This window comes from Flavobacterium lindanitolerans, assembly GCF_002846575.1.
GTDB lineage: Bacteria > Bacteroidota > Bacteroidia > Flavobacteriales > Flavobacteriaceae > Flavobacterium > Flavobacterium lindanitolerans.
This window is the reverse complement of the sequence record NZ_PJND01000007.1, coordinates 396,869-419,545: the sequence shown is the minus strand read 5'-3', so window position 1 is coordinate 419,545 and position 22,677 is coordinate 396,869. Positions and strand designations below refer to the sequence as shown.

The 22,677-nt window shown below is 37.7% G+C and carries 17 protein-coding genes, 2 tRNA genes and 1 pseudogene; 13 read left to right on the top strand and 7 right to left on the bottom strand.

Translation table 11 applies throughout. The annotated features are described in order from the left end of the window. Positions 1–606 precede the first annotated feature (606 nt). Positions 607–678, bottom strand: a tRNA-Arg gene (locus B0G92_RS01890). Between the two features lie 171 nt (positions 679–849). On the opposite strand from B0G92_RS01890, the gene B0G92_RS01885 reads away from it, so the two are divergent. Together B0G92_RS01885 and B0G92_RS01880 are read left to right on the top strand one after the other, a co-directional pair. Continuing rightward, the gene (locus tag B0G92_RS01885; RefSeq protein WP_101470905.1) at positions 850–1,407 is read left to right on the top strand and encodes a helix-turn-helix domain-containing protein; all 558 of its coding nucleotides are present in this window, start codon (positions 850–852) and stop codon (positions 1,405–1,407) included. Positions 1,408–1,421: 14 nt separating this feature from the next. Next, a complete protein-coding gene (locus tag B0G92_RS01880; RefSeq protein ID WP_245867660.1) occupies positions 1,422–1,874 on the top strand; it encodes a response regulator in 453 nt (150 codons plus the stop codon). A 112-nt stretch (positions 1,875–1,986) separates the two neighbouring features. Here the strand turns inward: B0G92_RS01880 and B0G92_RS01875 are convergent, their stop codons facing one another. Continuing rightward, positions 1,987–2,343, bottom strand: coding sequence for a hypothetical protein (locus tag B0G92_RS01875; RefSeq protein ID WP_101470904.1), 357 nt, complete (start codon positions 2,341–2,343; stop codon positions 1,987–1,989). A gap of 170 nt (positions 2,344–2,513) precedes the next feature. Then, entirely contained in the window at positions 2,514–3,173 is a 660-nt protein-coding gene (locus B0G92_RS01870) for a DUF6766 family protein (RefSeq protein WP_101470903.1), read from the bottom strand. 170 nt (positions 3,174–3,343) lie between these two features. On the opposite strand from B0G92_RS01870, the gene B0G92_RS01865 reads away from it, so the two are divergent. After that, positions 3,344–5,320, top strand: coding sequence for a tetratricopeptide repeat-containing sensor histidine kinase (locus B0G92_RS01865; protein ID WP_101470902.1), 1,977 nt, complete (start codon positions 3,344–3,346; stop codon positions 5,318–5,320). A 114-nt stretch (positions 5,321–5,434) separates the two neighbouring features. Here the strand turns inward: B0G92_RS01865 and B0G92_RS01860 are convergent, their stop codons facing one another. From B0G92_RS01860 to rseP, 3 genes are all read right to left on the bottom strand, one after another. After that, entirely contained in the window at positions 5,435–8,107 is a 2,673-nt protein-coding gene (locus tag B0G92_RS01860) for a T9SS type A sorting domain-containing protein (protein WP_101470901.1), read from the bottom strand. Between the two features lie 228 nt (positions 8,108–8,335). After that, positions 8,336–8,409 (bottom strand) — tRNA-Asn (locus B0G92_RS01855). Positions 8,410–8,495: 86 nt separating this feature from the next. Beyond that, positions 8,496–9,833 (bottom strand): RIP metalloprotease RseP, encoded by a 1,338-nt coding sequence (gene rseP / locus B0G92_RS01850; RefSeq protein ID WP_101470900.1) that lies wholly within the window; start codon positions 9,831–9,833, stop codon positions 8,496–8,498. A gap of 233 nt (positions 9,834–10,066) precedes the next feature. On the opposite strand from rseP, the gene B0G92_RS01845 reads away from it, so the two are divergent. Continuing rightward, entirely contained in the window at positions 10,067–11,023 is a 957-nt protein-coding gene (locus B0G92_RS01845; protein WP_101470899.1) for an aldo/keto reductase, read from the top strand. Positions 11,024–11,057: 34 nt separating this feature from the next. After that, positions 11,058–12,263: an MFS transporter gene (locus B0G92_RS01840; RefSeq protein WP_101470898.1), complete on the top strand. Its 1,206-nt coding sequence runs from the start codon at positions 11,058–11,060 to the stop codon at positions 12,261–12,263. A 53-nt stretch (positions 12,264–12,316) separates the two neighbouring features. Here the strand turns inward: B0G92_RS01840 and B0G92_RS01835 are convergent, their stop codons facing one another. Continuing rightward, on the bottom strand, positions 12,317–14,236 hold the full coding sequence (locus B0G92_RS01835) for a M1 family metallopeptidase (protein ID WP_101470897.1): 1,920 nt from the start codon (positions 14,234–14,236) through the stop codon (positions 12,317–12,319). A gap of 159 nt (positions 14,237–14,395) precedes the next feature. Here B0G92_RS01835 and serS point away from each other — a divergent pair, with 159 nt between their 5' ends. From serS to B0G92_RS01795, 8 genes and pseudogenes are all read left to right on the top strand, one after another. After that, a complete protein-coding gene (gene serS / locus B0G92_RS01830) occupies positions 14,396–15,667 on the top strand; it encodes a serine--tRNA ligase (RefSeq protein WP_101470896.1) in 1,272 nt (423 codons plus the stop codon). Between the two features lie 98 nt (positions 15,668–15,765). Continuing rightward, the gene (locus tag B0G92_RS01825; protein WP_101470895.1) at positions 15,766–17,544 is read left to right on the top strand and encodes a tetratricopeptide repeat protein; all 1,779 of its coding nucleotides are present in this window, start codon (positions 15,766–15,768) and stop codon (positions 17,542–17,544) included. A gap of 97 nt (positions 17,545–17,641) precedes the next feature. Next, complete coding sequence (locus B0G92_RS01820; RefSeq protein ID WP_056071530.1) at positions 17,642–17,962, top strand: DUF4286 family protein; 321 nt, start codon at positions 17,642–17,644, stop codon at positions 17,960–17,962. Positions 17,963–18,217: 255 nt separating this feature from the next. Beyond that, positions 18,218–18,997 carry a 16S rRNA (adenine(1518)-N(6)/adenine(1519)-N(6))-dimethyltransferase RsmA gene (rsmA, locus tag B0G92_RS01815; protein WP_101470894.1) on the top strand — a complete coding sequence of 260 codons (780 nt, stop codon included), beginning with the start codon at positions 18,218–18,220 and terminating at the stop codon, positions 18,995–18,997. Beyond that, positions 18,987–20,339 (top strand): magnesium transporter, encoded by a 1,353-nt coding sequence (gene mgtE, locus B0G92_RS01810; RefSeq protein ID WP_056071536.1) that lies wholly within the window; start codon positions 18,987–18,989, stop codon positions 20,337–20,339. Before rsmA ends, mgtE begins: the two co-directional genes overlap by 11 nt. A gap of 59 nt (positions 20,340–20,398) precedes the next feature. After that, a pseudogene (locus B0G92_RS01805) lies at positions 20,399–21,346 on the top strand (2-hydroxyacid dehydrogenase); the annotation flags it as partial. 497 nt (positions 21,347–21,843) lie between these two features. Then, complete coding sequence (locus tag B0G92_RS01800) at positions 21,844–22,215, top strand: DUF4234 domain-containing protein (protein WP_056072496.1); 372 nt, start codon at positions 21,844–21,846, stop codon at positions 22,213–22,215. 70 nt (positions 22,216–22,285) lie between these two features. Further along, positions 22,286–22,654, top strand: coding sequence for a DUF2752 domain-containing protein (locus tag B0G92_RS01795; RefSeq protein WP_235498592.1), 369 nt, complete (start codon positions 22,286–22,288; stop codon positions 22,652–22,654). The last annotated feature ends 23 nt before the right edge of the window (positions 22,655–22,677 follow it).

Here is a 22,677-nt window from a genome sequence, read left to right as displayed (position 1 = left end):
TTGAATTCCAAGAATGATTTCTGTTAAAGAAGAAAGCGCACCTATGATTTATCTTTCATATTAATTACTATTACCAATCAAAATAACCAATGAACTACGATAAGGTGCGCTTTCTTAATTGTTTTTTCAGAACTATATTTTTATATAAATAAAAAGTGTCTCTCATTTTTTACATCCTATTAATACTAATCCCTAATCACATGAAGAATGATGCGAGAGACACTTTTTTGAACGGTGTCATTCAGATGCTGTCAGTGATAATTCCTTAGACAGCCATACATTTTTATAATAGCAAAGATGAGTATTTACTAAGGTGATGGCAATCATAAAGTAATAACTGGCTGGATATCGGGAATAAGTGGTAATATAGAAGTATAACTGGTATTTGTGATGGAAAAACTTAGGGGATTTAATATGCCGAAAAATAGATTATAGTGTTTGGAAATTGCGAAGTTCTTAGTAAACAAAGGTCTGATACCTACAAAATAGAGCGGTTCACATATAAAAGAAATACCTTTTCTTCTTAACACGAGAAGTAATTCCTGTTTGCACTTTTTTTAAAAACAAAACCCTAATCTGTTGTCAGAACAAATCAGGGTTATTCAGTAGCCTCGGCGGGGATCGAACCTGCATCAAAAGTTTAGGAAACTCCCATTCTATCCATTGAACTACGAGGCCGTCAGTGCAAAAATAAAAAACAAATCACGATTATTGAAACTTCAGGTGTTTTTATAGCATTTTGTTTCTGTAATTCAACAAAATGGTGAACCATTACTAATTGATTGCTAAAATTCTGTTCAATGGATTAATTATTTGCTATATTTATGATAAAGATAACTGCTTTTAATTATGAAAAAGACTTACGTCAGATATGATATCAATAGAGCCTGCCAGACAATATTGCAAGAACAATTGGAAGAATTGGGTATTGGTTATGAGGTGGAGGATCTGGGTGAGATAATAATTCAGAAAAATGTGCCTGCCCCTCTTTTTCTTACGCTTAGAAATAATCTGCAACGTTATGGTATTGATTTATTGAATGACCAAAAAGGACAGCTTATCCAAAGGATTAAAAATACAATTATTGAAATGGTGGGACGGGACAAACTCCCAATGTCGAAAATTTCCTGTTATCTGGCGGAGCGTCTGCAGATGAATTACAATTATATTTCTGCGGTGTTTTCTGAATATACACATACTTCAATTGAAAACTATATCATACTGCAAAAAATAGAGCGTGCCAAAAAGCTTTTATTGCAGGAATTATCACTAACAGAAATTTCTTATTTGTTAAGCTATAGTAGTGTTGCCCACCTTTCGGGACAATTTAAAAAAGTGACAGGCTTGTCGCCTTCGGCTTTCAAAAAGATTATCAGTGAACGTAAAAAGATTGCCTATACCAATTAGAAATACATTTTTTTATGGAAAAAGAAGAGAAAATGCATATCGCACTAGCGGATGACGACCTGGAAGACCGTGAATTATTTCGTGATGCAATTGAAGAACTTGGATTGGATGTTGAACTGACCCTTTTTAGTAAAGGAGATGAGTTGTTGGATTACCTTCACGATTCGCACGAAAAAAAATTGCCACATATCTTGTTTTTAGATTTGAATATGTTGTGTACCAAATACGACGATTGTCTTTCGGAAATACGCCGGCATTCTAAATTTAAGGACTTATCTATTGCTATTTACTCTACTTCCGGAGCAGAAAAGGACATCCACAAAACTTTTGTAGGAGGAGCCAACATCTATATCAAAAAACCTAATGATTTTGAAGTGCTGAAACAGTCTTTGCATGAGGTCTTAAAAATCAACTGGCAGTTTCATACTTCGGGATTGGATAAGGGAACTTTTCTTTTTAGGATATAAAGAATCTTGTTAAAGATGATAATTTTTGATTAGAAGAGAAAAAGTAATTTTGATAAAATTGTGTTATGAACCGACTAATTTCGATACATGTGAGTAAACTATACCAAAACCTCTAAAACTCAATCCAAACTGTAACCTTGTCATTTTCAGTTTGACATGAAATGTTTGCCTTAGAATTTTTTGCTAATATAATCAAACCTGCTAAATGACAAATAGCTAAAATTGGTGTTTCTTTACATGCGGTTTTAAGGATTTTTTCTGCCCCATTTACTATATAAATAGGACCATTTGACATTACAATTCCAAAAGAAATAAGTAATTGTTTTAAGTTGTTGTTTCCCGAATCCCACCAACAATTAACTTCAATAGAAGTGTTAGCAACTATGTCATTGTAAGCATCTTGGATAAATATATTTAGTTCGGAGAAAGAGTATGGATTTGAAGATATTTCGAGAGAATATTTATTCATAAGTATAGATATAAAATGAGTTCTGATTTATAAATGTATTTCAGGATAGGTTATTAGAAATATAAAAATAAGAAAAATATCACAAAAATAGTAAGGTCTTAAAAATCAACTGGCAGTTCCATACTTCCGGGCTGGATAAAGGAACTTTTCTTTTTCGTATTTAAATACTATTATCCTTCTCCTGTTTCCTGATTTGGAGCATCAACCGGTTTGGATTGAGAGGAGCCTTTTTGTCGTAAAAAAATAGAAAGTACTATAATTGCCATAACCGACAAAAATTCGCTCTGCCAGTTTTGAAAAGATTCGAACCAGAACCGGGTATCGCCAAGGTATTCCAGTGGCTTTTCCAATGGCAGGCCTTTCAATAAAAGCTGTTCGTTTTCGTCTTTAAGGCTTCCGTAAAAATGCAATACAAATGAAGCGAGAAAAAGCAGAAATAGGACAATAGTCAATGAATGTTTGTAGAGTTCCATAATCCATCCTCCCATTTTGACCGGCCAGGGAGCATCCTTTCTGTTTTTGGAGGGTTCACGGTCTACAGCTTCTGCCTTATCAAAATCTTTTGACTCTGAAGAGCCTTTCTGTTGCAAAAAGATGGTCAACACTACAAACAAAGCCATTTGCAGGAATTCGCTTTCCCAGTTTTCAAATGTCGATTGGATGAAATGTCCTGAATGTAAATAAGTCCAAAGTCTTATGGGAATAGCTCCGTCTTGTAGTAGTTCTTTATTGTGTTCCTGGTACCCGCAAAAGACCTGCCCAACCAACGAACCCATAAAAAGTAAAAGGAAAACTAAAGTAAGACTGTTATTGCGTAGAAACTTTTTCATAAGTATTTAGTATACCTATAAATTTCTGCTATTTTTTTTAAAAGTATTTTATACTTTTTTAGAGAAATCTTACAATAACAAACTAAACAAACCGGATGTGCTGCCTTAAAAATATTCTTATTAATTGGTTACATTTGGAATTCAATTAATGACTAATCTATTCCAGCCCTATGTATAGAATTACAAAATCAGCTTTATTCCTACTGCTTTTATTTACTTTTTCTGTCTCCTATTCACAAGACAGGGTCATCGATTCGATAAAAACCCTGATAAGCAATCCGAAGCTTCATGATACGACAAAATTGAGAGCTATTAGCGAGGCTATGGATTATCATTATATGGAACAGGACAAGAATTATTATGTCCTGAATAATATGTTGGGAAAAATTGCTTTGGAGAATTATAAAAAAAGCAATACTCCAGAATTGAAAAAGAAGTACACGCTCTGGCTGGCCAGCTATTATTCTACTGTAGGAACGGAATATTCTTTTACAAAAGAACGCGAAAAAGGATTGGTGTATCACGATAAAAGTATAGCCCTGTTTAAGTCGGTAAAAGCGTATGATGAGATGTACGCCAATATGCTGACGAAAGCAGCACTATATGTCCGAATGAATCAGGACGACAAGGCCATTCCGCTGATATTTGACGCCATCAAATATTTTGAAAAAGACAAAGAATATTATGTAGATGATCTGGCTTATGCCTATTCCGGACTCGGACAGATTTATATCGGTCAGAAGCAACATCAAAAAGCGATAAGTTACAATCAAAAGGCAATTCGTTTTTATGATGATTCCTATGCGCAGGAGCCCAATGACCATACCAGCTATCTTAAATCTTTGGCCTATGCCAATATAGCCTATTCTTATGCATCTCTTAAAAAGTATGAAGAATCGGTAGAATATTGCAATAAGGCCTTACAGATATCCAGAAAAATAAAAAACTATACCATCACAGGTCTTGTTTTATCCCGATTAGGAAATGCAAAAGTGCAGCTCGGTAAGTTGGACGAAGCAGAAAAAATATTTAATGAAATCTTCACTATAAAAGAACTGACAGCCGCTACAAACGATGCGGCTTTGACCGCCGCTTATCATGGCCTGGCTAATTTGTATATTAAAAAAGGTGATCTGAACAAAGCAGCGTTGTATGCAGAGAAAGGCTTTACGTTAAGCAAAAAAACGGGAAGCATTGACCTTCAGGATCAAGGTGCAAAGCTTATTTATGATATTAGCAAAGCGACCAAAAATTTTGAAAGAGCCCTTGAAATGTATCAGTTTCATGAAAAGATAGTAGATTCCAGCCAAATCCAGGCGTCAAAGAATGCGCTGGAGCAACAGCTGCTCAAATACGATTTCGAGAAAAAAGAATTAAATTACAAACTGGCAGCGCAAAAGAAAGCGGAGGTTAAAAACAATTGGCTAATAGGGCTTTCCGGAGCGCTTCTCGTATTGCTGATTGGCGGTTATTTTTATTACAGAAATACAAAGCAAAAGCAGGAGATTGCAAAACTTGAGAAAAACCAGATAAAGCAAAAACTGCTCATTACCCAAATGAACCCGCATTTTATTTTTAATTCAATTAGTAATATCCAGGGACTGATTCGCGAAAAGAAAGAGGAAGAATCCATAAGGTACCTCAGTAAGTTTTCGATACTGACCCGACAGATTCTGGAGAATTCAAACGAAAATTATATTTCGTTAGAAGAAGAAGTAGCCATGATGGAAAACTATCTGTCCATCCAACAGCTTTTATACAATAACAAATTCAGTTTTACGCTTGTTGTTGATGAAGCCATTGATAAAGAGTCCTTGTTTTTGCCGCCCATGCTCACACAGCCTTTTATTGAGAATGCCATAAAACACGGTCTGGCCGATAAAGACCAAAACGGTAAAATTGATATTCGCTTTTACCTCAAAGAAGGGAAACTGTTTTTTGAAATTTTCGATAACGGAAAAGGATTTGATGCCCCGAAAACCATAAGCAACCACAAGTCGTTGGCAATGACAATTACCAAAGAACGGTTGATTAGTTACACCAAAAATCAGGACTTTGTCGTACAAACCGATACCATAAAAGATAAAGATGAGAAGGTTTTAGGTGCTAAGGTCGTTTTTGAAATACCTTATATTTATGAAGCTTAAGGTTATGGATTTGATTGAAAACTGCTGATTGAGAATATTATAAAAAAATCCTGATAGAAATATCAGGATTTTTTTGATTTAAGGTATTTCTAAAGCAGTTCTTGTATAAGAAGCTTATTTTTTAATAATCACTTCAGATTTGTTGCTTACAGTTATGATTTTTACAATATAACTTCCATGAGGAAGAGAAGATATATCAACAGCATTATTGTTTATTTTCTTGGTTAAATCGTCTATGAATTTACCTGTCTCATCATATATCTCAACATTTGTCAAAGAATCGGTTTTTTTAATTTCAAAATTAAGAATGTCTTTAACCGGATTTGGATAGACTTTTATCTCGCTATCAATATTGATTTTGTACAGTTCTTCAGTTTTGGTTATGTCTTTGACGGTATTGTTTTCTGCACTTTTAGGAGCGAAGTCATTATTTAGTATTGTTCCAATTGCAGTATCGCTAATGTCTCCTGTAAAATTTGTCGCAGAGGCAATGCTCAATTTAAAAGTTTCGTCTGATTCAACAGCTGTATCATTAGTAGTTTGTATTTTAATAACTTCTGATGTTGTTCCGGCAGTTATTGTTTTGCTGGCCACAAAGGTATAATCGTTTGCGGCAGCAGAAATGTTAGTATAAGCAAATGTAAGTGTCACATCATTTGGTAACGGATTGCTAAGTGTGATAGGAAAAGCCAATAATCCACCCTCAGCAACTGAAGCATCTTGGATTTGAATTACATCTACTAGAGGTTCAATAATGATTGATTTTACTTCAGAATCATATTTGGCATCTATTGACATAAAATAATCTGAATTCGAATCGAATGAAATAGTAGGGGTTATTTCATAAATATTGAAATTATTATAATTAGGGTCTGATGTATTGGAGCTCAAATACCGGCCTCTTCCTTCCCATTCAGTTGAGGTTGGGCGTAAAGCTTTGGAAATTGTAAAATAAAAGTCTTCAACATCGGAGGCACGTCCATTGCGTACAACTATTTTGATTTTTAATTTTTTTGGCAATACATTGGTGTCATTGGATTCCTCAGTTATTTTTTGACTTATCTGTATTCTGCTAAAATTAGCTGTATCTCCTTTTAATTTGATGACTTTCGGATTAAATCGAGTTGTTTGACTAAAGGTCATCCCTAGATCAGAAATATTCGAGGGATTTATAATCATAGAACCATCAAATGAATTTTCAATTATATTGGAAGTTTTGAACGATTGCCATTCCCTAAAAGAAGTTGCATTACTAAAATTGATGATTTTTGGTAATTCACCAAATGTTATAGGGATGTTGCGGGTTGGAGTAAATATATTGGAATTGACCGCAAAACTCGATTTTGCAATTCTATTCGATGGTAAAGAAAGCGGTGCTTCAATTAAGTTTAAACTTTTAAAATCTTCATTTATTAGATACGAATATTGTGCTCCTTCACTTATACGATTGCCCGTAATATCTACTACAAGTGGTACATTCAGATTGGTCAAATCTGCATTTGTACAGTCAATAAATGCTCTTACGAGGTCAGGACCGTAAAAAGGATTGTTTTCAAGAAAATTATCCCTGATAATAATGTGATGTGAATTACTTTTTATAAAGGCACCTTTTTCTGCGGGTCCTCTGTAGTCTAAAATGTCGTTATGGAAAATTAAATTTTGAGAACCAATCTGAAAGTTCAAGCCTTGTGGATCGTGTATTCTACTTAAATCCAGGATTGCATATTTCCAAAAACCTATAAATCGGTTATTGCTAATAGTGTTTAGGTCTGACCCCTCTAATTTGATTCCAATATTAAAATTTTCTATCTTATTATTTGCAATTTCACAATCATAAGCTTTCTTAAACGAGAGTGCAATTCCGGTATCATTATTGCCAGCGGCTGTTGTCTTACCGATAAAGTTGCAGTTTATTATCTTGACTTTTGTTATTGCATAATATTCGTCTCCAAAGTTGTCAACAGCATTATAGGGCGGGGTGTTATTAATTGAACCTCCAACGAATTCAAGACCATTTGTGCAGTAGAAAATAAGATTTTCAAATATTATTGCTTTATCGAATCCGTATTGGGGAATATTAATGCATTTGAATACAAAGCCTGTAAATTCCGGGCTGCTACCTGCAGTTTCAAGATGAATACCACCTGAGCTGTAAAGATGGTAACTGGTTCTGTCATGATTTAGATTTCTTTTATTTAAATCAAGATAAACGGTTTTAAAAACGGGATATCCAACACTATAAGAAGTGCTATTCTGAACCCTAGCAGGAAAATAAACCTTAGGGTAAAAATTTACAGCTCTCTGGATTGAATCAGACCAATCTGCTTGCGGATTTTCATCATAGGTTTGCCACCATTGAGGATAGGTTTGGTCAATTTGAGGAAATCCATCTGTTTTACCTGTTCCCAAACAGTTGAATATTTGATAAATTCCAGCATCAATTGAGCTGTTAATAGTAAGGGTTTTTGAATTGGGTACGGTTATTATGTTTCCTTTCAGGAATTTAAGCGCTTTCTTTTCGCTAACTGTTTTGTCGCTAACCACGGTTACACTCTTGTCTATAACCAATGTATGGAAGGTAGTAGAGCTGTTTAAAAAATCAATAGCACTTTCTAATGTGGCATAATCACTTAGATAGATTATGGTCAATTCTGTAGAATTAGAAGGAGTAGCATAGGTAGCGTCGGATTTTATACCTCCAATTAGGCTGGTTGCTGGTAATGGGCTTCGGGCAAAACCTAAAAATGAAGCTAGAAATACAGTACAAAAGAGAATGTTTTTTTTCATAATGTAGTTTTTGAGGTTAAGTTTGTTATAAAGGTAGCAAAAAAGAGAACTAAAAATTATGAAGAAAAAATTGGTTAAAAAATGAAAAGGTTAAATTTTGATTACAAAGATGTAAACCTGAATCTATGAAAAGGTTTTTAGAAGAGATAAATATTTAAGTTGGGAAGGGAAGTTTAAGAAAAGTATAAAAACAAAAAATCCTGATATTTCTATCAGGATTTTTTTCTGCTCCCCCTCTTGGGCTCGAACCAAGGACCCTCTGATTAACAGTCAGATGCTCTAACCAACTGAGCTAAGGAGGAAGGCGTATTGCCTTTTAAAGCGGTGCAAATATAAGGCGAAATTTATTTCTTGCAAATAAAATTGAAGAAATTTTTCAATTTTTTTTCTATTTCACGATGGCTTTATAAATGTCATTGCCGTTAGCAAAGAGTACCAGTGCTATAAGTATAAAGAAACCAACAACTTGCGCTCTTTCCAAGAATTTTTCGCTCGGTTTCTTTCTTGTGATGATTTCAAACAATAAAAACATCACATGGCCACCGTCCAATGCCGGAATCGGTAAAAGGTTCATTACACCTAGCATAATCGATAGGAAAGCTGTAATCGTCCAAAAGTATTCCCAACTCCAAACGCTAGGAAAAACATTAAAAATGGCATAGAAGCCTCCTACGCCTTTGTAAGCTCCCGTATCAGGGTTAACAATAGCTTTTAGCTGAGTGAAATAACGGCCCAACTCGTCTTTGCTTCTTTGAATACCTGCCGGAAATGATTCTGCAAGAGAAAAAGTTTCACGGCTTATTTTATAGTAACCTAATTTTTCAAGGTTCTCAGGTTTAAGTCCGCCTTGCATTACGCCCAATTTTCCATCCTTACCAACCGTTACTTTTACAGGCTGTTCTTTTTCATCTCTAAAAACGACCGCATCAAATGTTTTGCCCGCATTAGCTTCATTAAAAGCTAAAATCTCATCGGCATATTTCATTTTCTTACTGTCAATACTTAGGATAATATCTCCTTTTTTAAGGGTGTTTGTATTTGGAGAATCTTCCGAAATATTGGCTACCGTAAACGGAACACGCAATTTCAGGTAGCTTCTCTCTTCTTTCATAATTTTGGACAGTAAGTCTACCGGAAGTTTGATTTCCTGTACAGCGCCATTTCTTTCAATAGTAGCCGTTTTGGCAAAATTGACATTGTATTGTACGTCGTCAAATTTTTCTACCTTCTTGCCATCAACAGCAATAATCTTGTCGCCGGTTTTGAATCCGATTTTCTCTCCTATTGGACTCGCTACCCAAATTCCGTCTTTTAGTTCAGAATTCGAAATATACGTATTGCCATAAACATAAGCCATACCTATGTAAATGATAATTGCCAGAATAAAGTTGACTGTAACCCCGCCCAACATAATGATAAGTCGTTGCCAGGCCGGCTTGGAACGGAATTCCCAAGGCTGTGGCGGAAGTGCCATTTGTTCCTTGTCCATGCTCTCGTCAATCATCCCTGCAATTTTCACATAGCCGCCTAGTGGCAACCATCCGATTCCGTAAACTGTTTCACCAATTTTTTTCTTGACCAGTGAGAATTTTACATCAAAGAAAAGGTAGAATTTTTCAACCCGGGTCTTAAATAATTTGGCCGGGATAAAGTGTCCCAATTCGTGTAATACAATCAGCAAGGATAAACTCAACAAAAACTGAGAGAGCTTAATAACTATTTCCATTTTTTAATTTTAGATTCAATAATTGCGAACAAAAATAGTGTTTTCTATTTACTTACGGTGGGATTATTCATTTTTCAATATTTTAAATGTTTGTTAATCTTTGAAATCGGAATTTTTAGTTTAGGCGCTGTGAAGTAATTTTACTTTTTGAAACGGAATCAGCGTGCATTCCACTCTATTTCTGCCTTATGCCATTGCCGGCATCTTGCTAACTATACTAAACTTATACAATCATGGAAAAAAGACAATTGGGTAATACAGACCTGCATATTTATCCTGTGGCATTTGGAGGAAACGTTTTTGGATGGACTCTTGACGAAAAGAAATCCTTTGAAATTTTAAACGGCTTTACAGAAGCAGGTTTTAATTTTGTTGATACAGCTGATGTTTACTCACGTTGGGCACCAGGAAATACAGGAGGCGAATCAGAACGAATCATTGGCAAATGGCTGAAAGAAAAGAAAAACCGCCACAATATTGTCCTGACCACCAAAGTGGGTTCTGATATGGGCGATGGCAGAAAAGGACTGAAAAAACAATACATACTCAAAGCTGTTGAAGACTCGCTGCAACGACTCGGAACCGATTACCTCGATTTATACCAAACCCATTTTGATGATGTAGAAACTCCGGTAGAAGAAACATTGGAAGCCTATGCCCAATTACAAAAAGACGGTAAAATTCGTTGGATTGGAACATCAAACATGTCACCCGAAAGAATTCTCGCTTCTTTAGAAGCCAGTGTTGCTAAAGGGCTACCGCGTTATGAAACCCTGCAGCCTCACTATAATTTATATGCCAGAGAAAAATATGAAACGCAATACGAATCGCTGGCGTTAGAAAATGGACTGGGCGTAATTACTTATTTTTCTCTCGAAAGCGGATTCCTGACCGGAAAATACAGAACAAAAGACGATTTGGGTAAAAGTCCGAGAGGCGGAGATATGGACAAATACTTCGATGAAAGAGGTTTGAAAATCCTGGCGGCACTTGATGAAATTTCAAACCAATACAAAGCCACGCCCGCAGCCGTATCGCTGGCATGGCTCATACAAAGACCATCGGTTACGGCTCCAATCGTGAGTGCCACCAGCAAAAGCCAGTTAGAAAGCATCATCCTGGCACCGGAGCTAAATCTGGATGCAGATGCCATCCGCTTGTTAGACAAAGCCAGTGCCTGGCAACAATAAAAAATATCAGAACAAACAAATTTGTTAATTATTGATGGAATTCAGATTTATCAACGCCTTCAACACCCGTCCCAAACTTAAAGGCTATAAACATGCCAAAGAGTCTTATTTAAAGCGGATACGTTGGGCGGTTTCCCTTTTTTATTTTGGAATGGGATTGTGTTTTGCCACCTGGGCAAGCCGTATTCCGGACATTAAGGCTTCACTTCATCTAAGCGAAAGCGATTTGGGTTCCATTCTCTTTGCCCTTCCTTTCGGACAGCTTATGATTATGCCCTTTTCAGGAAAACTGGTTACAAAATACGGAAGCCATAAAATTTTACTCATCGCATTGGCATTATATGCAATTGCCCTAACCAATCTTGGCCTGGCAGAAAAACCCTGGCAACTTTCTCTGGGTCTGTTTTTGTTTGGAATTTTCGGAAACCTGAGTAATATTGCCGTCAATACGCAGGGAGTTTATACGGAAGGACTTTTTAAAAGAACCATCATGTCGTCGTTTCACGGAGCCTGGAGTACGGCCGGTTTTTCAGGAGCCTTAATCGGTATTGCAATGCTGGCATTAAAACTGTCGCCTTTTCAACATTTTGTAATAGCCGCCCTTATTGTTTTTGTACTGATGGCAGCCAATTACAAATACCTAATCAGGGCAAAAGAGAAAAAATCTTCTGAGAAGAAGAAATTTTTTGCCAAACCGGATGGTGTCTTGCTCTGGTTGGGCATTATTGGTTTTTGCTGTATGGCGAGTGAAGGAGTCATGTTTGACTGGAGCGGGGTTTATTTTAAGGAAATTGTTAAGGCGCCCGGCCCGTTAGTGATTTTAGGGTATACCTCATTTATGATTATGATGGCGAGCGGACGATTTTTAGGTGACCGTCTAATTTATAAATATGGACGGAAAAGAGTGCTGCAAATTAGCGGACTGCTCATTTCAACCGGATTGTTTACCTCGGTCTTTTTGCCTTATCTCATTCCGTCTACTTTGGCCTTTATGCTGGTAGGTCTTGGTGTTTCGACGATCGTGCCAACAGTATACAGTATTGCCGGAAAGAATGCAACAGTTGCTCCGGGCGAAGCATTAACCATTGTTTCCAGTGTGAGTTTCCTGGGCTTCCTGATGGGGCCTCCGGTTATCGGTTTTATTGCCGAAGCTGCCGGACTGCAATTTTCCTTTGCCTTTATCGGAATCTTTGGAGTGCTGATTGCTTTTATGGCAAGCCGAATCAAGGCAATACAATAAATGTTTTTAACGAAAAAGGGCTTCCATTCGGAAGCCCTTTTTTATAGGTTCAATTATGCCTTGATAAACTTCATTTGTTTTGTTCCGGCATCCGTAATTATTTTTACAAAATTGACTCCAACCGGCAAGGCTGAAACATCCCATGAAGTCTGAGAAGCCGTTTCCTTTATGATTTGTCCCAAGGCATTGTAGAAAATCGCTTTTTCAAGCACTACATTGTCAGGAAGTTCTAACTGTAAGGAATGAGAGGCAGGATTAGGATAAAGTTTTACGTTTTCATCCAATACGAAAGCCTCATTTCCTAATGTAGCGGTACTGTTTCTTGCAATAATGTCGCTTTTTGGATTAAAGGTAATGCCTGTAATCGCAAATGGAACATTTTTGTCGATGGTCTGGTTGTTGGTGGTATTGTCCAAAATCAAATCCAAAGACTGGCCTCCTGTGCCTGTTACACGAACCGGAACCGGCATTTCAAAAAAGGAAACCGATGAATGGGATTGTGTCTGGCTTACAGTAAAACGGGCTACACCCGGAGAAAAATTTCTCACCGTTATGGTATATCTCGGATAGCCCTGACCATACACCCAATCATTAAAAAATTCATCCAAATCCATTCCGGAAGCAACCTCCAGATGTGTTTTTAGGTTTTCCGTTACGGCATAGCCATACGCCAGACTAGGGTCGGCCAGATAGTTTTTAATACCCTGAAAAAAGTTAGTATCGCCCAGTTTAAAGCGTAGCATATGCACAACCATAGCACCCTTGTCATAAGACAGCCTGCTGCTAAAAATCCTTCCCGCATCTAAAGCTTCGCTGTCTGTGAGATAAACGGCACCGCCGGGTTGCGAAGTGATATTATTAATTAAGCCGCTTTTCCAGGAATTAAAATTAGTAGCGCCATCCATATCCTCGATAACAAGACCGGCCAGATAGCTTGCAAAACCTTCATTAAGCCAAATATCTTTCCAGCTGCCACAAGTAATTTTATCTCCAAACCATTGGTGGGCTAATTCATGGGCAATCAAATCCCTGCCAAAACTACCCATAAAAGAAACGGTAGTGTGTTCCATTCCACCCGGTAGAGAACATTGCGCATGGCCATATTTTTCGTTAGCAAAAGGATAGGTCTCAAACAGCTGCTCAAACAAATCCATAATAGGCACGGTAACAGCCAAATCATTTTGGACAACGGTCTGGCTTTCGGGATAGATGTAATTCACAATCGGGAAGGTGTGTGGTGCTGTTCCTGCCTGTTGTGTGAAGATGGTGTAATTGGTCACGGCAATAGCCACAAGATAGGCCGGAATAGGATAACCATGACGGAAATGTGTGGTTTTTGTACCATCTCCATTATTTACAGAACTGATTTGAACTCCGTTGGCAACGCTTACATATTGGGAACCGGTTTTTATAAATACGTCTAGGTTTTCAATTTTGTCGTTCAGGTCCTGTTTGCATGGCCACCAGTCTCTGGCTCCAAAAGGCTCAGAAAGGGTGTAAAGCCCCGGATTTCCGGCATGCGTATAAGTGTTGAATCCGTCGCTTTGTGCCGGAGGAGCTCCTTCATATACAATTGTCAATGAATCCAGTACGTTTGTGTTTTGAACGGCAGGCAGGTTAATAACCAATTCATTGGTGCCGTTTTGCGTAAAACTAAGCGAGGTGTTTCTTTGTTTTACAGAACTGACAGTCAATTCATCTGCAAGGTCAAAAGTAACAGTACTCATATTTGTTTTTGCCCTGTAATAGGTAGTCACATTCCCCTTAACATAGTAATTGCTTGGATTTACCTCAAACCGGAGCCTGTGATAAGTAACATCGTAATTTTCAGTATTGGGGTTATTTCTGAAGTTAATCTTTTTTACTGCTGATTTTCGTTCTGCCTCAGCTATTTGATGGTTTTGCGAAGAGGAACTTTGCGCAAAGCCAATGCCTGACAGAGATAAAGCAAGCAGCAGGTATATTTTTTTCATAATCGGGAAAAATTTCCCAAATGTAATTAATAAATCACACACAAGGTGTTAATTTATCAGGATAGGAACCGCATTTAAAACTTTACACTATGTTGGTCGCTAACTTTGCAACTGTCAACCTTTTTTCCTTAAATTTGCTACCTTTATAAAACCAGAACAATGTTACAGATAGCATTTATTAGAGAAAACCAGGAGAAAGTCCTCAAAGCTTTGGCAAAACGAAACATGGATGCCAAAAGTATTGTTGAACTAGCCGTGCAGCTTGATGAAAAAAGAAGAGCGACACAGGCTGAAATGGACAATATTTTGTCGGAATCGAATAAGCTATCCAAAGACATAGGCGAGTTGATGAAAAGCGGCGAGAAGGCAAAAGCAGAATTGCTGAAAACCAAAACAACTTCGCTAAAAGAAAAAAGCAAGGAATTGGCTGAAAAACTTGACGTATATACAAACGAGTTGACAGAGCAATTGTACCTGCTTCCAAATCTTCCGGCAGATATTGTTCCGGAAGGAAAAACTCCGGAAGACAACGTAACCGTTTTGCAGGAAGGTGCTATTCCGGACCTGCATGGCGAAGCTTTGCCACACTGGGAACTGGTAAAAAAATACGACATTATTGATTTTGAATTAGGAAATAAAATCACGGGTGCGGGATTTCCTGTCTACAAAGGAAAAGGAGCCAAATTGCAACGTGCGCTGATTACCTATTTCTTAGATAAAAATACGGAAGCCGGTTACCAGGAATTTCAGGTACCGCATTTTGTAAATGAAGCATCGGCTTACGGAACAGGACAGCTTCCGGACAAAGAAGGACAAATGTATCATGACGCTACAGACGACCTTTATTTGATTCCAACAGCAGAAGTTCCGGTAACCAATTTATTCCGCGATGTTCTTCTGCAGGAAAACGAACTTCCAATTCTGGCTACGGCCTACACGCCATGCTTTAGAAGAGAAGCAGGTTCTTATGGGGCACACGTTCGCGGTTTGAACCGCTTGCACCAATTTGACAAGGTTGAAATTGTAAGGGTGGAACATCCGGAAAAATCATACGAGGCTTTGGAAGGTATGGTAGAGCACGTAAGAACCATCCTGAACGAACTGAAACTTCCTTACAGGATTCTTCGTCTTTGCGGAGGAGATATGGGGTTTGCATCAGCCATGACCTATGATTTTGAAGTGTTTTCAACAGCGCAAGACCGTTGGCTGGAAATCAGTTCGGTATCAAACTTCGAAACATTCCAGTCTAACCGATTGAAGTTGCGTTACAAAGATAAAGACGGTAAAAACCATTTGGCACACACCCTGAACGGTAGCTCTTTGGCATTGCCTAGGGTATTGGCAGGTATTCTGGAAAATTATCAGACACCGGAAGGTATCGTGATTCCGGAAGTGCTGCGTCCCTATACCGGATTTGATATTATAAATTAAGGAACAATTAACCAATAGTTTAATGTAGCAATGTACTAATTCAGCCTTAAAATTGTTATATTAGTACATTGTTATATACCTTTTTGCATTAAACTACAATGAAAAAGATTTTCCTATTCTTAAGTTTGTTTACGTCACTGTTTGTTTTTGCACAAAACGAACAGTTGGCTATCAATTATTTTGATAAAGGAGAATTTGAAAAAGCCATCATTAGTTTTGACGAACTGCTGAAAAATCAGCAAGGCAATAGTTTTTATTTCCAGAAAATAATAGAATCCTATCAGCAACTGCAACAATATGACCAGGCAGACAAGCGCCTTCAGGAACGTTATGCAAAATACAAGCAACCGTCACTTCTGGTTGAGATAGGATACAACTATCAATTGCAGAAAGATGCCGGAAAAGCTAAAAAGTTTTATGAACAGGCAATAAGCAAGATTAATGAAAATCCATCCAACGTCTATGCCGTGGCCAACACTTTCGAGAAAAAAGTATTGCTGGAATATGCTCTGGAGTCCTATAATCTGGCAATAAAGCTGGAACCTAAATTCAAATTCAATTACCAAATGGCTGTCATTTACGGACAGTTGGGCAAGATGGACCTCATGATTGACACCTTTCTGGAAGAAGCCTATTCCAACCAGAACAATACTATCATGATTCAAAACCAGCTTTCGCGTTTCATGACAGAAGAAGCTGAAGAAACATTCAATACGGCATTGCGCAAGGCACTTCTGGTTCGTGCCCAGAAAAATCAGGATATATTCTGGAATCAGTTCCTAAGCTGGTTTTTTGTACAGCAAAAAGATTATGCCAAAGCATTTATCCAGGAAAAGGCCATCTACAGACGTGACCCGGAATCTTTTTCGAATATCGTAAACCTGGCCGAACTGGCAATGGAAGAGAATGAAGAAGAAACAGCAAAGGAAATTTTTGCCTTTGTGTTGGAAAACACTCAGGATTTGGATTTGCAAATCAGGGCGCATTATTTTTTAATGGAATCGAAAATTCAAAAAGCACCCGAAAAAGAATATCCAGCCATAAAAAGTGAACTGGATTTATTGGTTAAAAAATACGGAATAAGTCCTTACACCTTATCGTTACAGATATTACAAGCTCATTTTGCAACTTTTAATCTTAAAAATCCGGAAGAAGGAAAAACCATTTTAAAACGCGCATTGGAATTGCCTCTGAATAAATACCAGACCGCAGATGTAAAAATGGAATTGGCCGATATTCTGCTTTATGAAGAAAAATTCAATCAGGCATTGATTTATTATTCCCAGATAGAAGAAGATTTGAAGAACGATGCCGTTGGACATGAAGCAAGCCTGAAAGCGGCTAAAACCAGCTATTTCAAAACCGATTTTGAATGGGCGCTTAAACAATTTAAGGAACTAAAGTCAGCCTCAACACAGCTTATAGCAAATGATGCTTTGGAATTGTTTCTTTTAATTAATGACAATACGGTAGCAGATTCGACACAGGTCGGGTTAAAGAAATTTGCCAGAGGCGATTATTTGCTGTATCAAAATAAAAACAAGGAAGCTCTGGAACAATTCCAATCGATATTGAAGGAATACAAAGGCCAGGAAATCGAAGACGAAACGCTGTTGCGAATTGGCGAAACTTATGAAAAACTGGGTGACTATAATGCCGCATTGGCACAATATCAGGGAATAATCGATAACCACAAAGATGGGATCTATATTGATGAAGCGCTTTATTTTTCGGCAGAGATTTACAATAAAAAACTGAAAGATACTGATAAGGCAAAAGCATTATACGAACAAATCTTATTCAACCACGAAGACAGTATCTATTTTGTAGAGGCAAGGAAAAAATTCAGGCAGTTGCGGGGTGATACGAATTTATAATTATAGAATTACGAATTACGAATTACGAATTACGAATTACGAATTTTTCAAAATAAACCGCTTCATTAGCGGAATCTAAAATCTAATATTCTAAGAAATGATAATATACAACGTAACCATAAATATTCACGAATCGGTACATGATGAATGGCTTCATTGGATGCAGCACAAGCACATTCCGGAAATTCTGGGAACTGGAAAGTTCTCTTCGGCACGTCTTGTAAAAGTTCTGGTAGAAGAAGAAATGGGTGGAGTAACCTATTCAGTGCAATATTGGGCAGATTCCAGAGAAAATCTGGACAGCTACTATAAGGAACACGCACCCGGATTCAGAGAAGAAGGACAAAGACTGTTTGGCGACAAAATGCTTGCCTTCCGGACAGAACTGGAATTCATTAGTGACCATAAATCGGTTTAGGTGAAATTAGAAATCAGATAATAGATGGCAGATGAAAGATAATAGATGACCGGTGTTTAGGTAATGTAAAATCACAAATCTAAAATCGCAAATCATAAATAAGACAGCAGATAATAGATGACAGATGACAGACAGTTAGGTAATCCGAAATCATAAATCTAAAATCACAAATCATAAATAAGACAGCAGATAATAGATGATAGATGAGAGACAGTTAGGTAATCCGAAATCATAAATCTAAAATCACAAATCAAAATGGATAAAGTAAAAGCCAAGAAACATCTTGGACAGCATTTCCTTACGGACGAAAACATAGCAAAGAAAATCGCAGATACGCTCCATTTTGAAGGCTATGATAATGTTTTGGAAATAGGCCCAGGAATGGGAGTATTGACAAAATACCTGCTTGAAAAACCGGTAAACACTTATGTGATTGAAATCGATACAGAATCGGTGGATTATCTGAATGCAAATTATCCAAAATTGCAGGGTCATATCCTATCACAGGATTTCCTGAAATACGACATTAATAAAACCTTTGAAGGGAAACAGTTCGCCATCATTGGTAACTTTCCCTATAACATATCTTCACAGATTGTTTTCCGGGCTTTGGAATTGCGAAATCAGGTGGCAGAATTTTCAGGAATGTTCCAGAAAGAAGTAGCCGAAAGAATCTGTGAGAAAAAAGGAACTAAAACCTACGGCATATTATCAGTACTGGCACAGGCGTTTTACGATGCGGAATACCTTTTTACTGTGCATGAAAATGTATTCAATCCGCCGCCTAAAGTAAAATCAGGTGTGTTGAGACTTAAAAGAAAAGAAAACTTTACGCTGCCCTGCAATGAAAAGCTCTTTTTTACAGTGGTAAAAACCGCTTTCCAACAACGAAGAAAAACATTGCGAAACAGCTTAAAATCCCTAAATCTTTCGGAAAATTTAAGAGAAGATACTATCTTTGACCTCCGTCCGGAACAGCTGGATGTACAGCAATTCATAGCAATAACCCAAAAAATAGAAGCCGATGCAATTTAAAATCAGTAAGGAGCTTATTCTTCAGATTGAAGAATTAATCTTAAGCAAAAAAGACCAGCAGCTGGAAGCCTTGCTTAACGATATGCACCACGCTGATATTGCCGAAATCCTTGACGAACTGGATTTTGATGAGGCCACCTATATTTTCAAAATCCTTGATAGCGAAAAAACAGCCGAAATTCTTCTTGAATTAGAAGACGACCTTCGTGAAAACATCCTAAGCAGGCTTTCTCCAAAAGAAATTGCAGAAGAGCTTGATGAGTTGGATACGGATGATGCGGCCGACATTATCGCTGAGCTTTCTACCGACATTAAAAATGAGGTAATCTCTGAACTTATTGACGTTGAGCACGCGAAAGACATTGTTGACCTTTTGCGCTATGACGAAGATACTGCCGGAGGTCTTATGGGAAAAGAGCTCGTGAAGGTAAACGAAAACTGGAACGTATTAACCTGCGTGAAAGAAATGAGAATACAGGCGGAAAATGTTTCCAGAGTACACTCTATTTATGTGGTTGATGATGAAAACAGGCTCAAAGGAAGGCTTTCGCTTAAAGACCTTTTGACGACTTCTACCAAAACACCAATCAGTGAAGTATATATCCCGAAAGTTGATTACGTGCGTGTCGATACGGAAGATGTTGAAGTAGCGCGTATCATGCAGAAATATGACCTGGAAGCTATTCCTGTCGTAGATGAATTGGGACGACTTGTGGGAAGAATTACGATTGACGATATCGTTGACGTTATCAAGGACGAAGCCGACAAAGATTACCAGTTAGCAGCGGGTATCTCACAGGACGTTGAGGCAGATGACAGTATTTTGGAGCTCACAAAAGCACGCTTGCCATGGCTTGTTCTCGCGCTTTTGGGAGGCTTTATATCTGTTCGTGTACTTGGACTTTTTGAAGGAGCAATGACAGAGCATGGAAACCTGTTTTTCTTTACGCCACTAATTGCGGCGATGGCAGGAAACGTTGGAGTGCAATCTTCTGCGATTATTGTACAGGGTCTTGCCAACAATACGTTGAGTGGCTCGCTTTTTAGCCGATTGATAAAAGAGATTTCCCTGAGCCTTTTAAATGGGGTTATTCTCGCTTCCATATTGTTTATTGGTAGCCATTTCCTTCTGAATGTAGAATTCATAATCGGGGTTATTGTGACCAGTGCCTTGATTTCCGTTATCATTATAGCATCGCTTATCGGAACGTTTGTTCCTCTTTTATTGAATAAGTTTGGAATAGACCCGGCCCTGGCAACAGGCCCGTTTATTACGACCAGTAACGACATTTGCGGAATATTAATCTATTTTTCTATCGCAAAACTTATCCTCGGTTTTTAAAAGCAAATCGCTTCGGTATAGGATTGCATAGTATGTAACCATAAAAATTCTATCGAAGAATGGTGCCTGAAGAAATAAAAATACTACACATTGACAGCAATCATCCTCTGTTGCTAAGTCAGTTGCAAGAAGCCGGTTTCACAAACCACGAAGATTTCAAATCTTCAAAAGAAGAAATAGAAGCCAAAATCCACGACTATAACGGAATTGTAATTCGCAGCCGTTTTAAAATTGACAAAACCTTTTTGGATAAGGCAACCAAACTGCAATTTATTTCCAGAGTAGGAGCAGGTCTTGAAAGTATTGATTGCGATTATGCGCTTTCGAAAAAAATAAGCCTGATTGCGGCTCCGGAAGGAAACCGAAATGCGGTTGGAGAACACGCCTTGGGAATGCTGCTGTCACTTTTCAATAAACTAAACCAGGCCGACAGAGAAATCCGTTCCGGACATTGGAACCGTGAGAAAAACCGCGGACACGAACTGGACGGTAAAACGGTAGGTATCATCGGATATGGCAATATGGGAAAATCCTTTGCCAAAAAACTACGCGGATTTGATGTTGAGGTGCTTTGCTATGATATTCTGGAAAATGTTGGCGATGCCAATGCAAAACAGGTGTCATTAGAAGAACTTCAGCAAAAATCAGATGTGTTGAGCCTGCACATTCCGTGGACTCCGGAAACGGACAAACTGGTCAATGCAGACTATATCAATGCTTTTGCAAAACCATTCTGGCTCATCAATACATCAAGAGGCAAAAATGTAGTAACCGCCGATTTGGTACAGGCTTTAGAAACAGGCAAGATTTTAGGGGCCGGATTGGATGTGTTGGAATATGAAAAACTGTCTTTTGAAACGCTGTTTGAAGAAGATAAAATTCCGGAAGCTTTCCAATATCTTCTGGAATCAGACAAAGTCCTGATGTCGCCGCATATTGCCGGTTGGACTTTTGAAAGCCATGAAAAATTAGCGCAGACCATCGCAGATAAAATCAAGGAATTGTATTTTGGTAAAAAGGCAGAGGTAAAAACACCAAACCGCGTTACGGGAATTGGAGGCTTCTTCTTTAAATCCGAAGACCCGAAAGCATTGAGAGATTGGTATAAAAAACATTTAGGATTGAATACAGACGACTATGGCTGTACATTCTGGTTGAAAGATAAAGAAGGATATGACTGTGCTACACAATGGTCACCTTTTAAAAGTGGCACCAATTATTTCAGTCCGTCCGAAAAACAATTCATGCAGAACTTCAGGGTAGAAAATCTGGAAGAACTGTTGGCCACGCTAAAGCAGGAAGGCGTTCAGATTATTGGGGAAATGGAAAGCTATGATTATGGAAAATTCGGATGGATTCTTGATATAGAAGGGAATAAGATTGAATTATGGGAGCCTGTAGATAAAGTCTTTCTTTAATAATGACATAAAATTCATACAAAGAGATTGTCCATCCAATATTTTTGTTAATTTTAGCAATTATAAACATCAAAAACAAAAATAAAATGGAATTAGAAAGACCAGAAAACTATGGTGTTATCCCTGAATTTAGGGTGGACCCAATCGTAGTTTTGCTTTTAGGATTTATCACCTGCGGATTATATTTGATTTATTGGAATATTAAGGTAGCACAAGTATTAAATGCTGTAGCAGGCAAAGAAGTTATTTCTCAGCCAATTGCTATTTTCTCAGGATGCTGTATGCCGGTAAATCTGTATTTCTACTATTTGGCAGGAAAAGAAGGTTTGCCTAAAGTTTATGAAAGAACTGGTGAAAGGGAAAAAGACCAGTCAACACTATTGTTAATTCTTGGTTTCTTGTTCCCAATGGTAGCCGCAATGATTGTTCAAGGTGATATCAACAAGTTATACAAGTAATAGAAAGATTCAACTGAAAATATTTGGAATTATCGGGGCATTATTGACCCTGATAATTCCATTTTTTTTAATGCTGCACAATCACGATCATCATTTGGAAACAGACCAGTCTTTGTGTCCGTTTAAGATGTTGACAGGTTTTCCGTGTCCGGGATGTGGCATCACCAAATCATTGGTCTATTTGTATGAAGGCGATTTGCAAAAAAGCTTATCTTATCATCTCTTTGGACCTTTTGCTTTTGTTTTCTGCATAGTCGTTATCATAGTATTGACGCTGGAGCTAAAAACACAAAAAGAATATTTCAATTCTGTTTTTTACAGTAAAAAGATAGCCTACTTCTTAGGCGCAGTTCTAATTGTATATCATATAGTCAGATTGGTGTATTTCGTACGTGAAAATACCTTTGATGACATTTTAAGACAGTCTATCTGGAAGTAGATACCAATAAAAAAGCCTGAGAA